The organism is Bartonella sp. AA97HXZ (assembly GCF_042196985.1).
Classification (GTDB): Bacteria; Pseudomonadota; Alphaproteobacteria; order Rhizobiales; family Rhizobiaceae; genus Bartonella.
Map to the genome: position 1 here is coordinate 240,890 of NZ_JBHIRC010000002.1, position 14,651 is coordinate 255,540.

Annotated in this window: 10 protein-coding genes; 8 read left to right on the plus strand and 2 right to left on the minus strand. The window is 38.6% G+C overall.

Annotated features, from left to right (window positions below):
- The first annotated feature begins 95 nt into the window (after nt 1-95).
- The 8 genes from ACFINE_RS02360 (at nt 96) to lpdA (ending at nt 11,223) form a co-directional block, all read left to right on the plus strand.
- A complete protein-coding gene (locus ACFINE_RS02360; RefSeq protein ID WP_375620904.1) occupies nt 96-641 on the plus strand; it encodes an AprI/Inh family metalloprotease inhibitor in 546 nt (181 codons plus the stop codon).
- Nucleotides 642-739: 98 nt separating this feature from the next.
- Nucleotides 740-1,939: a cell division protein ZapE gene (zapE, locus tag ACFINE_RS02365; protein WP_375620905.1), complete on the plus strand. Its 1,200-nt coding sequence runs from the start codon at nt 740-742 to the stop codon at nt 1,937-1,939.
- Nucleotides 1,940-2,227: 288 nt separating this feature from the next.
- Nucleotides 2,228-3,190 carry a malate dehydrogenase gene (gene mdh, locus ACFINE_RS02370; protein WP_375611328.1) on the plus strand — a complete coding sequence of 321 codons (963 nt, stop codon included), beginning with the start codon at nt 2,228-2,230 and terminating at the stop codon, nt 3,188-3,190.
- An 86-nt stretch (nt 3,191-3,276) separates the two neighbouring features.
- Entirely contained in the window at nt 3,277-4,473 is a 1,197-nt protein-coding gene (gene sucC, locus ACFINE_RS02375) for an ADP-forming succinate--CoA ligase subunit beta (protein WP_375620906.1), read from the plus strand.
- 3 nt (nt 4,474-4,476) lie between these two features.
- On the plus strand, nt 4,477-5,379 hold the full coding sequence (gene sucD, locus ACFINE_RS02380; protein WP_375620907.1) for a succinate--CoA ligase subunit alpha: 903 nt from the start codon (nt 4,477-4,479) through the stop codon (nt 5,377-5,379).
- 162 nt (nt 5,380-5,541) lie between these two features.
- Entirely contained in the window at nt 5,542-8,541 is a 3,000-nt protein-coding gene (locus ACFINE_RS02385) for a 2-oxoglutarate dehydrogenase E1 component (protein ID WP_375620908.1), read from the plus strand.
- A gap of 32 nt (nt 8,542-8,573) precedes the next feature.
- Nucleotides 8,574-9,785 (plus strand): 2-oxoglutarate dehydrogenase complex dihydrolipoyllysine-residue succinyltransferase, encoded by a 1,212-nt coding sequence (odhB, locus tag ACFINE_RS02390; RefSeq protein WP_375620909.1) that lies wholly within the window; start codon nt 8,574-8,576, stop codon nt 9,783-9,785.
- A gap of 31 nt (nt 9,786-9,816) precedes the next feature.
- Nucleotides 9,817-11,223 (plus strand): dihydrolipoyl dehydrogenase, encoded by a 1,407-nt coding sequence (gene lpdA, locus ACFINE_RS02395; RefSeq protein WP_375620910.1) that lies wholly within the window; start codon nt 9,817-9,819, stop codon nt 11,221-11,223.
- 987 nt (nt 11,224-12,210) lie between these two features.
- Here lpdA and ACFINE_RS02400 read toward each other — a convergent pair.
- Complete coding sequence (locus tag ACFINE_RS02400; protein ID WP_375620911.1) at nt 12,211-13,449, minus strand: saccharopine dehydrogenase NADP-binding domain-containing protein; 1,239 nt, start codon at nt 13,447-13,449, stop codon at nt 12,211-12,213.
- 54 nt (nt 13,450-13,503) lie between these two features.
- Nucleotides 13,504-14,601, minus strand: a complete 1,098-nt coding sequence (locus tag ACFINE_RS02405) for a carboxynorspermidine decarboxylase (RefSeq protein WP_375620959.1) — start codon at nt 14,599-14,601, stop codon at nt 13,504-13,506.
- Between the last annotated feature and the right edge of the window lie 50 nt (nt 14,602-14,651).

Consider the following 14,651-nt stretch of genomic DNA (forward strand, 5'->3'; position numbering starts at 1 on the left):
TTTTTTTTAATTTGTTAATTTATCTTTGTAACTATAACAAATATTCGCTTAATTTTTTTGTGAACTTATTTATTGTCGTGGGAGAGAGTACAGACATGGCGTTTTCAAAAGTTTCGTTTTTCGTTGCACTATCAACTGTAATGTTTTTAGGGGGATGTTCAACAACACGGTTTGATGGTAATGACGATGGTAACGCATTAGAAGTTTTTTATCCATCTCAACAAATGACAATATTAGAAGCGTCTGATCTGTCGTCTACTTCTTCGTCGATATCTGAAGATGCAAACGCTCCGATGTATGAAAAAGGAGATTCTCAGAGCGATGGACGAATGGCTAGTCTCGAATTGCCAAGTAATGCCACTGATTTATTTCCTGCAAGTGTTGCTGGGGTATGGAATCTTTCTATGGGAGGAAAAGTTTGCCGGATTGCAACTCCACAAACAAAGTTTGGACAAGGGTACCGTGCTGGTCCTTTACACTGTCCAGGAATTGCTTCCCAAGTGAGATCGTGGGCTGTTAAAGGAAAAAGATTATATTTTTATAATAACTCTGGACGTGTTATCCTCGTTCTTTATTCTTCAAATGTTGATCGTTTTGAGGGACGTACACTTGATGATCATCCCGTTATTTTAAGTCGTTAAATCATTTTTGATCGTTTATGATAAACTAAACTAGACGGACAGATTCTTGAAAAGTATTTGTATTTTTCATTGAGATCAGTTTGAAAAAGGTTTTTTGGATGATTCTCGTTTCAACACGTTATAAGGAGCTTGTCGCTAAAGGAGAGGTTTGTTTTGATCCCGCTCAATTAGCTATAACAGAATATTTTGATCATTTATTAAAAAAAATTGCGGAACAAAATATCTCTCATCCTTTGCCTTGGATATTTTGCTCTTTCTTTAACAGAATATTTAAAAGGAAAAAACAAAATATTTCTTGCGTTGTAAAACAAGGAGATGAAACAGGTTTTTTTCAGGGACTGTATATTTATGGTGAAGTAGGACGGGGCAAAACCATGCTGATGGATTTGTTCTTTTCTTGTTTGCCTAAAGGTCATAAAAAGCGTGCCCATTTTAATGATTTTATGGCTGATGTGCATGAGCGTATTAATTCTTATCGTCAAGCATCTGGGTGTACAAAATTTAAACAAGATAATCCTATTTTAGCTGTTGCTGAAGATCTTGTACGAGAAGCAAAAGTACTTTGTTTTGATGAGTTTAGTGTAACGGATATTGCTGATGCTATGGTATTGGGGCGGCTTATTTCTGCTCTGTTTGATAAAGGAATTTTCTTTATTGCGACTTCAAATGTGGCGCCGGATAACCTTTATTGTAACGGTTTGAATCGTGAGCTCTTTTTGCCTTTTATTCAAGTTTTGAAAGCATATGTTCGTGTTGTTAATCTTGATGCAAAAACAGATTATCGCCTTGAAAAATCAAATCTACAACAGATGTATGTATCGCCGTTGGGGGTCCAAGCAAATGAATATATGGATCAAGCATGGGCACTTGTATTGCAAGGACATAAGGAGATGTCTGATGAGCTTTCTATAAAAGGGCGCTTTATTCCTATTCCGCGCTTTGGTGCAGGATGTGCTCGTTTTGATTATGGGGATTTATGTGCAAAGCCTTTGGCCGCGGCTGAATATTTGTTATTAGGAGAGCATTATCATACGATTTTTATTGATAATGTACCGGTCATGGATGATACATGTCGCAATGAAACAAAACGGTTTATTTTGCTTATTGATATTCTTTATGAGCGGCATATACGGTTGTTTATGTCGGCAGCCGCAGGGATAGGGGATTTGTATAAAGGGCATGCGCAGATTACGGAAACATTTGAATTTCAAAGAACACAATCACGTCTTTTCGAAATGCAAAGCTACGATTATTTAAAACTTTGGGAAGAACATTTTCTTTTGAAGAAGAAGCATTGATTATACTTTTACCTTTACGTAAACTGTCAAAACAATAACTTTTTGAAATTAAAGAAATATAATAATTCTGTTGTATTTTTTTTAAATTCACTTTATCGATACATCGTGATAATTTTCTAATAGTTGTTTCAGCGGAGGGTTGTTGTTTCTGTAAGGAGATAAATTTGTAAATTTCATTTCTTTACTCCTTTTTATGATATTGTTTGAATATGGTTGAAGTCAAAATATTCAGTATACGGACGTTGATTGGGTGTGCGCTGAATTATCTAAAAGTTAGGAAAAAATAAAATGGCACGGAAAAAAATAGCTCTCATTGGTTCAGGTATGATTGGTGGTACTTTAGCACATATTATTGGGCTTAAAGAGCTTGCTGATGTGGTCTTATTTGATATTACAGAAGGTGTGCCACAAGGTAAGGCTCTAGATATAGCCGAATCTTCTCCCGTTGATGGTTTTGATATCAGTCTAAAAGGTGCTAATGCTTATGAAGCAATTGAAGGTGCTGATGTTGTTATTGTAACAGCAGGCGTTGCGCGAAAACCTGGTATGAGCCGTGATGAACTTTTGGGCATTAATTTAAAGGTTATGGAACAAGTTGGAGCTGGAATTAAAAAATACGCTTCTTCAGCGTTTGTTATTTGTATTACCAATCCCCTTGATGCGATGGTGTGGGCATTGCAGAAATTTTCAGGTCTCCCTACACATAAAGTGGTTGGGATGGCTGGTGTTCTTGATTCAGCGCGTTTTCGTCATTTCTTATCTGAGGAATTTAAGGTCTCTATTAAAGATGTGACAGCGTTTGTTTTAGGGGGCCACGGTGATACAATGGTTCCTCTCGTGCGTTATTCAACGGTTGGTGGTATTTCTTTGCCTGATCTTGTAAAGATGGGCTGGACAACACAGGAAAGAATTGATCAAATTATCCAGCGTACCCGTGATGGCGGTGCAGAAATTGTTGGTTTGTTAAAAACAGGTTCTGCTTATTATGCACCAGCAGCTTCTGCTGTTTCTATGGCTGAGGCTTATCTAAAGGACACTAAGCGTGTTGTGCCTGTTGCAGCTTATCTTTCAGGAGAATATGGGGTTAATGATACCTACGTTGGTGTTCCTGTTGTACTTGGTGCAGGTGGTGTTGAACGAGTCATTGAAATTGATCTTGATAAGGAAGAAAGAGGTGCTTTTGATCATTCAGTAAATGCGGTTAAAAAGCTTTGTGAAGCTTGTATTGCTCTTGTACCTAGTCTCAAGTAAATTGAACAAGGTTTAATTCATTAAAATAAGTATAGAATATTAAAACTTTAGGATTAATAAGATCCATAAAAGAAAAGGACAAATGCATGAATATCCATGAGTATCAGGCCAAACGTCTGCTTCATGAATATGGAGCACCAATTGCAAATGGTGTTGCTGTTTATTCTGTAGAGCAAGCTGAAAAATGGGCGGAAAAATTGCCCGGACCTCTCTATGTGGTTAAAAGTCAGATACACGCTGGTGGTCGTGGTAAGGGTAAGTTTAAAGAACTTGGTCCTGATGCAAAGGGTGGTGTTCGGCTTGTACAATCTGTTGAAGAAGTTGTTGCAAATGTTCAAGAAATGCTTGGAAAAACTTTGGTAACCAAACAAACTGGTCCAGAGGGTAAGCAGGTCAACCGCCTTTATATTGAAGATGGTGCCGATATTGAACGGGAGCTTTATCTTTCACTTTTGGTTGATCGTAGCGTTGGTCGAATTGCTTTTGTTGTTTCAACAGAAGGTGGAATGGATATTGAAACGGTTGCTGAAGAGACACCAGAAAAAATATTCACGCTTCCCATTGATGCTGTAGAGGGTGTTACTTCTGCTGATTGTGCAAGACTTTGTGATGCGTTGAAACTACAAAGTAGTGCGCGAGAAGATGGTGAAAAGCTTTTTCCGATTTTCTATAAGGCATTTTGTGAAAAAGATATGAGCCTTTTAGAAATCAATCCGCTTATTGTGATGAAAGATGGTCACTTGCGTGTTCTTGATGCGAAAGTTTCTTTTGATAATAATGCTCTGTTTCGTCATCCAGATATTTTAGAATTGCGCGATCTTTCAGAGGAAGATCCAAAGGAAATAGAAGCATCAAAGCATGATCTTGCTTATGTTGCTCTTGAGGGTACGATTGGTTGCATGGTTAATGGTGCTGGGCTTGCTATGGCAACAATGGATATCATTAAGCTTTATGGAGCAGAGCCAGCGAATTTTTTGGATGTTGGTGGTGGAGCATCAAAAGAAAAGGTGACAGCTGCTTTTAAGATTATTACGGCCGATCCAAATGTTAAGGGCATTTTGGTTAACATTTTTGGTGGTATTATGCGTTGTGATGTCATTGCTGAAGGTGTGGTTGCTGCTGTTCGTGAGGTTGGTTTAAAGGTTCCCTTGGTTGTTCGTCTTGAAGGTACTAATGTTGAGCAAGGTAAAGCAATTATCAATGAGAGTGGTTTGAATGTTATTCCTGCTGATGATTTAGATGATGCTGCCCAAAAAATTGTTGCAGCCGTGAAGGGAGCTTAAGCTATGTCAATTCTTGTGAATAAAGAGACAAAAGTTCTAGTTCAAGGGCTTACAGGAAAAACAGGAACATTTCATACAGAACAGGCGCTTGCTTATCATGGTACGCAAATGGTTGGTGGCGTTAATCCTAAAAAGGGTGGAGAAACATGGGAAGGTTCAAAAGGCGAAACTCTTCCTATTTTCGCTAATGTTGCAGAAGCAAAAGAAAAAACAGGCGCGGATGCTTCCGTTATTTATGTTCCTCCTGCAGGGGCTGCGGCAGCTATTATAGAGGCTATTGAAGCTGAAATTTGTTTAATTATCTGTATTACGGAAGGTATTCCCGTTATGGATATGGTTAAAGTGAAGGCGCGATTAGAAAACTCAAAGTCTCGTCTTATTGGTCCTAATTGTCCCGGTATTCTTACACCAAATGAATGTAAAATTGGTATTATGCCTGGTTCTATTTTTAGAAAAGGTTCTGTTGGGGTTGTCTCGAGGTCGGGAACTTTAACTTATGAAGCCGTTTTTCAAACGAGTCAGGAAGGTCTCGGACAAACGACTGCTATAGGGATTGGTGGCGATCCTGTTAAGGGCACTGAATTTATTGATGTGTTGGAAATGTTTTTAGCGGATGATGAAACCGAGTCTATTGTTATGATTGGTGAGATTGGTGGTTCTGCTGAAGAAGAAGCAGCACAGTTTTTGCAAGATGAAGCAAGAAAAGGTCGTAAAAAGCCAGTTGTTGGCTTTATTGCTGGCCGTACGGCTCCTCCAGGACGTACAATGGGACATGCTGGTGCTGTTATTTCTGGTGGTAAAGGTGGAGCAGAAGATAAAATTGCGGCAATGGAATCAGCTGGGATTCGTGTGTCTTCTTCGCCATCACAGATAGGTAAGACTTTGATGTCAGTTTTGAAAGGCTAAAAGAAAGTTTCACCTGAATAAGAAAAGGTTCTTAGATTCAGGTGAAAAAACTTGAGTATAAAAAGGTAAAACTTTTTTGAATGTTCAAATTACTGCTTGTTTGTAAGCATTTAAAGGTCAAAAGAGATATAAGGAGACGGAATAGATGTTCCGGAGAGGTATATGGCAAGGCAGGACGAAATAAATAGCCTTTTTGCACAGACATCATTTCTTTATGGTGGGAATGCGGATTATATAGATCAACTTTATGCTCAATATGAAAAAGATCCTACCAGTGTTGATTCACAGTGGCGTGCTTTTTTTGAAGGACTTCATGATAATAAAGAAGATGTTCTTAAAAATGCTGAAGGAGCAACATGGCAGCGTGATCATTGGCCATTAAAAGCAGAGGGTGAATTGGTTTCTGCTCTTGATGGTGATTGGTCTTCTCTTGAAAAATATCTTGGCGATAAATTAAAGGAAAAAGCAATAACAGGTGCTGCACAAAAGGGAAAAACTTCCAGTAAACAAGATATTATTCGTGCAACACGTGATTCCGTTCATGCAATTATGATGATTCGTGCGTTTCGAGAACGGGGACATCTTCATGCGCAGCTTGACCCTCTTCAATTGGCCGAAAAACAAGAAGATTATAAGGAACTTTCTCCAGAAGCTTATGGTTTTACTCCAGCTGATTACGAGCGTCCCATTTTTATTGATAATGTTTTAGGGTTGGAATATGCAACTATTCCGCAAATGCTTGAGATTCTCAATCGTACCTATTGTTCAACAATCGGTGTGGAATATATGCATGTTTCTGATCCGGTTCAGAAAGTATGGCTTCAAGAACGTATTGAAGGGCGAGATAAAAAAAATTCTTTCACACAACAAGACAAGAAAGCTATTCTGAATAAGCTTATTCAGGCGGAGGGATTCGAACAGTTTTTAGACACTAAATATAAAGGTACAAAGCGTTTTGGACTCGATGGTGGTGAGGCGCTGATTCCCGCTCTTGAACAGATTATCAAATGTGGTAGTGCTTTGGGGGTGCAGGAAGTTATTTTAGGAATGGCGCATCGTGGTCGTTTAAATGTTCTTTCACAAGTTCTTGCCAAACCGCATAGGGCTATTTTTCATGAATTCAAAGGGGGATCTTACAAGCCTGATGATGTGGAGGGATCCGGTGATGTTAAATATCATTTGGGAACTACCGCTGATCTGGACTTTGATGGTAAAAAAGTTCATTTATCACTGTTGGCCAATCCATCTCATCTTGAGATTGTTGATCCGGTTGTTATGGGAAAAGCACGTGCTAAACAAGATCAACTTATGGGACCTGCGCATACTGATTTACTCCCATTAAGTGAGCGTTCAAAAGTGATGCCATTGCTTATTCATGGTGATGCCGCTTTTGCAGGACAAGGCGTTATCCAAGAAACTTTTGGTCTTTCAGGTCTTAAAGGTTATCGTGTTGCAGGCTCACTTCATGTTATTATCAATAACCAGATTGGTTTTACAACATCTCCACGTTTTTCACGTTCTTCGCCTTATCCATCAGATGTCGCAAAAATGATTGACGCACCAATTTTCCATGTGAATGGTGATGATCCTGAGGCAGTTGTTTTTGTTGCCAAAATAGCAACAGAGTTTCGCCAAATTTTCCATAAACCAGTGGTTATTGATATGTTTTGTTATCGCCGTTATGGGCATAATGAAGGTGATGAACCTTCCTTTACGCAGCCGCTTATGTATAAAGCAATACGTAATCATAAAACAACACTTCAACTTTATAGTGACCAATTAGTAGCAGAAGGAATGGTTACTTCAGAAGAAATTGAGCAACAAAAAAAATTATGGCGCGATAAGCTTGAAGGTGAACTTGAAGCAAGTGCTTCTTATAAACCTAATAAGGCTGATTGGCTTGATGGAAGCTGGACGGGACTCAAAGCTTTTAGTAGTTCTGATGAGCAGCATTCTAGAACAACTGGTGTTGAATTAAAAACTTTAAAGGAAATTGGTCAGAAAATTGTTGAAATTCCGGCAGATTTTCACGTTCACAAAACCATTCAACGTTTTTTAAATAATCGTGCTAAAATTTTTGAAACCGGTGAGGGTGTTGACTGGGCAACTGCTGAAGCTTTAGCTTTTGGTTCACTTTGTTTGGAAGGAGCACCGGTTCGTCTTTCCGGTGAAGATGTTGAACGGGGAACTTTTTCACAACGTCATTCAGTTCTTTATGACCAAGAAAATGAGGCGCGTTATATTCCTTTGAATCATTTACAAAAGGGGCAAGCGCTTTATGACGTTGTTAATTCTATGCTTTCTGAAGAAGCTGTTCTTGGTTTTGAATATGGATATTCTCTTGCTGAACCACGAGGATTAACACTTTGGGAAGCACAATTTGGTGATTTCTCTAATGGTGCACAGGTCATTTTTGATCAATTTATTTCATCTGCAGAGCGTAAGTGGCTTCGTATGTCTGGTCTTGTGTGTTTATTGCCTCATGGTTTTGAAGGGCAAGGGCCGGAGCATTCTTCTGCACGTTTAGAACGGTTTCTTCAACTTTGTGCGGAAGATAATATGCAGGTTGCTAATTGTACAACCCCTGCAAATTATTTTCATATTTTGCGTCGACAAATTAAGCGTGATTTCCGTAAGCCATTGATTTTGATGACACCGAAATCACTTTTACGTCATAAGCGAGCTGTTTCTCTTCTCAATGAAATGGGGCCAGAAACAAGTTTCTGTCGTGTGTTGCTTGATGATGCAGAATGTCTCAAAGATTCTGTCATTAAGTTGCAAAAAGATAATAAGATTCGCCGTGTCGTTCTTTGTACTGGTAAGGTTTATTACGATCTTTATGAAGAACGTGAAAAAAAGGGTATTGATGATGTTTACCTCCTTCGTATTGAACAGCTTTATCCTTTCCCTGCAAAAGTTTTGGTGAATGTGTTATCGCGCTTTTTGCAGGCGGAAGTTTTTTGGTGCCAAGAGGAACCAAAAAACATGGGGGCTTGGTCATTTATTGAGCCTTATTTGGAATGGGTTTTGACGCATATTAATGCGCAATATTCACGTGCTCGTTATGCAGGACGTCCTGCGAGTGCGTCACCGGCCTCTGGGTTGATGGTGAAACACCTTGAACAACTGGCTGCGTTTCTTAAAGACGCGTTAGGTTCTTAATTTATTACTACTCTGATGTATGGAAAAATATTATGACTACTGAAATTCGTGTTCCTACTTTGGGCGAATCGGTTACCGAAGCAACGGTTGGCAAATGGTTTAAAAAACTTGGCGAAGCTGTCGCTATGGATGAGCCTTTGGTTGAATTAGAAACTGATAAGGTAACTGTTGAAGTTCCTTCTCCTGTTGCTGGGAAATTATCTGAAATCATTGCAAAAGAAGGCGATACGGTTGAAGTAAATGCTCTTTTAGGAGTGGTGAAAGCTGGAGAAGCTGGTATCTCCCAATCACTTTCACCTTCTGCTACACTTGTTCCAGCGGCTTCATCTGAATCGGAGAAGCCTGCTTTGAGTAGTGCAATGCCTCCTTCTCCTTCAGCAGCAAAATTGATGGCTGAAAATAATGTTGCAAAAAGCGATATTTCAGGTTCTGGAAAACGTGGACAAATTCTTAAAGAAGATGTTCTTGGTGGATTAAAACAAAGTACAAATGCCCCTACACCCTCTTCCTCTGCGGCGAGTTCTTCGGCACATCCTGTCCAAGAAACACGTGAAGAGCGGGTTCGTATGACGAAATTGCGTCAAACAATTGCTCGCCGTCTTAAAGATGCACAAAATGTAGCAGCAATGTTAACCACATTTAATGAGGTTGATATGTCAGCGGTGATGGATTTGCGCAAGCGTTATAAGGATCTTTTTGAAAAGAAACATGGCGTTAAGCTTGGTTTTATGGGTTTTTTTACCAAGGCTGTTTGTCATGCATTAAAAGAACTTCCTGCTGTTAATGCAGAGATTGATGGGACAGATATTGTTTATAAAAACTATGTCAATGTTGGAATTGCTGTTGGAACGGATAAAGGGCTTGTTGTTCCAGTGGTGCGAGATGCAGATCAAATGTCATTGGCAGAGATTGAAAAAGAGATTGGTCGTTTGGGGCGTCTTGCGCGTGATGGAAAATTAGCCGTTTCTGATATGCAGGGCGGAACTTTTACCATTACCAATGGTGGTGTGTATGGATCGTTGATGTCAACACCGATTTTGAATGCACCACAATCTGGTATTTTGGGAATGCATGCGATTAAAGAGCGAGCAATGGTTGTTGAGGGTCAAGTTGTGATCCGCCCCATGATGTATTTAGCGCTTTCTTATGATCACCGTATTGTGGATGGGCAAGAGGCTGTAACTTTCCTTGTGCGTGTTAAGGAAAGCTTAGAAGATCCGGAACGCCTTGTTCTTGATTTGTAAAATACAGTTTTCAGGATGAAAGGAGAAACGGATGTCTTATGATGTGGCTGTGATCGGAGCGGGTCCAGGTGGTTATGTAGCAGCAATAAAGGCGGCGCAACTGGGACTTAAAGTAGCAATTATTGAAAAGCGTACAACATTAGGAGGAACATGTCTCAACGTTGGTTGTATTCCTTCTAAAGCGTTGTTGCATGCTTCAGAAGTGTTTGCTGAAACCCAGCATGGTTTTGAAACGCTTGGTATTTCTATTGGTAAATCTAAGCTTAATCTTGAACAAATGATGGTTCATAAGAAAGCTGTGGTGACAGCCAATACCAGTGGTGTTTCTTTTTTGATGAAAAAAAATAAAGTTGATACTTTTTTTGGGACAGCCAAAATTTTGAGTGCGGGTCATGTGGAAGTTGTTGCCAGAGATGGTAATAAACAAACAATTGAAACAAAAAATATTATTATTGCTACCGGTTCAGAGAGTTCAGGAATTCCAGGGGTGAATGTTGAAATTGATGAAAAGACTATTGTTTCTTCTACGGGAGCCCTTTCACTTGAAAAAGTACCAGCGCATATGATTGTAGTGGGTGCTGGTGTCATTGGTTCAGAACTTGGATCAGTTTGGAGCCGTTTGGGTGCTAAAGTGACCATTATTGAGTATCTTAATAAAGTTTTGGGCTCAATGGATGGTGAAGTTTCACGGCAATTTCAGAAATTAATGGAAAAACAGGGGATTGAATATAAAACGGGTGCAAAGGTGACAGCTGTTACACAATCTGGCTTAACTGCTCAGGTGAGCTTTGAATCTGTCAAAGGTGGTGAGGCTGAAACTTTAGAGGCTGATGTTGTGCTTATTGCTACTGGACGTTCTCCTTATACAGAGGGGCTTGGCTTACAAGAGGCTGGTGTTCAGTTAGATGAACGCGGATTTATTGCAATTGATGCCCATTGGCAGACGAATGTTCCAGGAATTTATGCAATTGGTGATGTCGTAAAAGGGCCAATGTTAGCACATAAAGCAGAGGAAGAAGGCATTGCTGTGGCAGAGATTTTGGCAGGTCAAAAAGGGCATGTTAATTTTGATGTTATTCCTAGTGTTGTTTATACACAGCCGGAAATTGCGAGTGTAGGAAGAACAGAAGAAGAGCTAAAAACTGCTGGTATTGAATATAATGTTGGCAAATTTCCTTTTATGGCCAATGGTCGTGCACGTGCAATGCAAAAGAGTGATGGGTTCGTTAAAATCCTTTCTGATAAAAAAACAGATAGGGTATTAGGAGGACATATTCTTGGATTTGGTGCTGGTGAAATGATCCATGAAATTGCAGTTTTAATGGAATTTGGTGGTTCATCAGAAGATCTGGGACGTTGTTGCCATGCACATCCTACCTTATCAGAAGCCGTGCGTGAGGCAGCTTTGGCAACATTTGCTAAACCACTTCATATTTAAAAAGCTTTTAAAAAGTACATTTTAAAAGGCACGGGGGGGCAGAAAATATTAGTGAAGCATGCAACAAAAAAAGGAATATAACCAATAGTATTGGAATGTTCCATTTGTTGTATGCTTTTCGATAATTACTTTTTTAGATATCTGTTGTGCAGTTTTGATTGATTATCCTGTTGTGCACTATCGTTTAGAGCAGTGGTGTTTAGTCTATGTAAAGTTTTATATATGGGGTAGTTTTTATACTGTTATAAAATATTTAAGATAGGATTCCGAGCTTATCTGCGTGTTTTGTGTTAAGCAAACATCTCTCAAAATGCTCAAATCTACTTCGCGATGGTGGCTCGTGAATGGTATAACTGTAAAGTTCCTCTTGAAATATATGAAATTCATTCAAACTGTTACAAGACCTATTGTGCACCATCATCTTTATGTTTAGTAAAAGTACACACTGACATTATAATACACTTTTTCAGTTTTCAATATTGCTAAAGCTCTTTATTATTTGAGCGTTTTCATAAGAGAAATTTGTCATTTTTTACTCATACGCTTGCTTTGTTTGTGATGTGCAGACAAAAGATTTTAATTGCTTCAATGTGAGAGAGTTTGTGATTAAGATAATCTTATAGTATTCAGCGTAACGTTATATATGAAGAGGGAAGGGATTGAATATTCTAAAAAATACCGCTCTTATTTAAAAGAGCAGTATTTTTATATCTTTTGTTTATGACACTATCTTTTTGATGATAAGACAAGTCATACAGTGTGATTAAATTAGTTTTTGCTTCTCTGTTTATCTTGATCATTGCTTGCTATGTCTTAAAAAGATGATATGTCTCTTCTTTAAGGTTGTTAAGAAATCGCAATGTTGCCAAAATATAACGAATAGCTAAAATTTTTTTGAAAACCATAATTACACGAGAATATTAAGTTTGTTTTCATTGAGCAGTTTTGTGATAACTTAAAAAATTAAGCATATGCTTTCTATAAGTATTAAAATTGTAATTTTTTATCCTCTTGTTGTTCTCTTATAAAAGTGGGAAGCCCCATATGATCAAGATATTTAAGGAAAGGGTGGGGTGGTAATTCTTCTACATTGACCATAGTTTTAACATCCCATTCGCCTGTGGCAATAAGAAGAGCTGTTGCGGCTGCTGGTACGCCAGCTGTATAGGAAATGCCTTGTGCCCCAGTTTCATGAAAAGCTTGTTTGTGATCGGCTATATTATAGATAAAAATTTCTCTCGGGTTTCCATCTTTTTCGCCTTTAATAAGACCCCCAATACAGGTTTTTCCTGTGTAGTCTGGGGCGAGAGAGGAAGGGTCGGGTAAGACGGCCTTCACGACTTTCAAGGGCACAACTTCTTGACCTTCTGCCGTTTTAATTGGTTGTTCGGATAAGAGTCCGAGGTTTTTTAGAACCGTAAAAACAGTGATATAACGATCACTAAATCCCATCCAGAAACGGACATTCTCTACATCAAGATTTTTGGAAAGTGAATGAATTTCATCATGTCCTGTCATATAGGCTTTTTGTTTTCCCACAACGGGAAGATCCCATTCATGGCTGATTTCAAACATTTTATTGGAAGTCCATTTTTTATTTTGCCATGACCATACTTGTCCTGTAAATTCACGGAAGTTAATTTCTGGATCAAAATTTGTAGCAAACCAACGCCCATGATTTCCGGCATTAATATCAATAATATCAATATCTGTGATTTTATCAAAATAATCATCGCGCGCTAATGCAGCATAAGAATTCACTACACCTGGGTCAAAACCTGCTCCTAAAATAGCGGTTATACCAGCTTTTTCACATTCTTGACGTCGAGGCCATTCATAATTGCCATACCAAGGAGGTGTTTCACAAATTTTCAATGGGTCTTCATGAATTGCGGTATCGATATAAGCGCATTTGGTTTCAATACAAGCTGAAAGAACAGACATATTAAGAAAGGCAGAACCAACATTAATGACAATTTCGCATTTGGTCTTTTGGATGAGCTTTATAGTTTCTTCTACATTCATGGCATTGAGCGAATGGCTTTTGAAAACACCCTGTTCTTTCATTGTGTTTTTTTCTTTAATAGAAGCAATGATGGCCTCACATTTTTTGAGTGTTCGTGAAGCAATATGAATTTCACCAAGAATATCGTTGTTTTGAGCGCATTTATGCGCAACAACTTGTGCAACACCTCCGGCACCAATAATGAGAACATTTTTTTTCATTGTAGGTCCATCTCCTTTTTAATACTGTTGTATGACGTTTTTTATGGTTTATCTTTATGAAAGGCTTTCCTGATAGTCGTTATAGCTGAATTGGCGTTGAAGTGTTAATGTACCATCGCACTCTTTGAGAACAATAGCAGGCATTGTAACGCCATTAAACCAGTTTTTCTTGACCATTGTATAACCTGCTGCATCCTGAAAAGACAGTCTATCGCCTATTTTAAGAGGTTTTTGAAATTGAAATGTTCCAAAAATATCGCCGGCAAGACAAGACTTTCCACAAATCATAATTTCGTGTGGACCTTGATTGGGTTCTAATTTGGCATTCTCACGATAAATGAGAAGATCAAGCATATGTGCTTCAATTGAGCTATCAACGATGGCTAGATTCTTTTCATTATACAATGTGTCAAGAACACTGACTTCTAAAGTGGTGCTTTTGGTAATAGCAGCTTCTCCTGGTTCTAGAAAAAGAGTGACACCATGAGTTTTAGAAAATTGTTTTAAGCGTTTTGCGAAAGCTTCTAGAGGATAATTTTCAGCCGTAAAATGGATTCCGCCGCCAAGGCTTATCCAGTCAACAGCAGAAAAAAGTTCTGCAAATTTTTCTTCCATATACCCAAGCATTTGGTTAAAAAGATTAAAGTCAGCATTTTCACAATTGTTATGGATCATCAATCCGTTGATAAGAGGCAGAACTTCTTTGATAGCGCTTTGGTTTGTTTCTCCTAAGCGGCTAAAAGGGCGAGAGGGGTTGGCAAGATCAAAATTTGATGCGCTCATTCCTGGGTTTAACCTTAAACCTCTTTGAATGGTTTTTGTTGCATCAGAAAAGCGTTGAAGCTGTTGGATGGAATTAAAGATGATTTTATCTGCATAACCACAGGCTTCATCAATTTCATCATCTGCCCAAGCCACTGAATAAGCATGGGTTTCTTTGCCAAATTTTTCTCTTCCTAAACGCAGTTCATAAAGGGATGATGATGTGGTTCCATCCATGAACTCAGACATTAAATCAAAAACACTCCATGTGGCAAAACATTTCAAAGCAAGTAAAATTTTAGCTCCGGACATTTCCCGTAAACGAGAAATTGTTTGCATGTTTTTGATGAGTTTCGATTTGTCTATAAGATAGTAGGGGGTTTTTATCATCATTTATTCATTCTTTTTTGTAGGATCTTATTGCCAAGATCAACGTTTAG

Excerpts from the sequence above, each read along its gene's own strand:
- ACFINE_RS02360 (WP_375620904.1), top strand. The coding sequence starts at position 96 with ATGGCGTTTTCAAAAGTTTCGTTTTTCGTTGCACTATCAACTGTAATG.
- zapE (WP_375620905.1), top strand. The coding sequence starts at position 740 with ATGATTCTCGTTTCAACACGTTATAAGGAGCTTGTCGCTAAAGGAGAG.
- mdh (WP_375611328.1), top strand. The coding sequence starts at position 2,228 with ATGGCACGGAAAAAAATAGCTCTCATTGGTTCAGGTATGATTGGTGGT.
- sucC (WP_375620906.1), top strand. The coding sequence starts at position 3,277 with ATGAATATCCATGAGTATCAGGCCAAACGTCTGCTTCATGAATATGGA.
- sucD (WP_375620907.1), top strand. The coding sequence starts at position 4,477 with ATGTCAATTCTTGTGAATAAAGAGACAAAAGTTCTAGTTCAAGGGCTT.
- ACFINE_RS02385 (WP_375620908.1), top strand. The coding sequence starts at position 5,542 with ATGGCAAGGCAGGACGAAATAAATAGCCTTTTTGCACAGACATCATTT.
- odhB (WP_375620909.1), top strand. The coding sequence starts at position 8,574 with ATGACTACTGAAATTCGTGTTCCTACTTTGGGCGAATCGGTTACCGAA.
- lpdA (WP_375620910.1), top strand. The coding sequence starts at position 9,817 with ATGTCTTATGATGTGGCTGTGATCGGAGCGGGTCCAGGTGGTTATGTA.
- ACFINE_RS02400 (WP_375620911.1), bottom strand. The coding sequence starts at position 13,449 with ATGAAAAAAAATGTTCTCATTATTGGTGCCGGAGGTGTTGCACAAGTT.
- ACFINE_RS02405 (WP_375620959.1), bottom strand. The coding sequence starts at position 14,601 with ATGATAAAAACCCCCTACTATCTTATAGACAAATCGAAACTCATCAAA.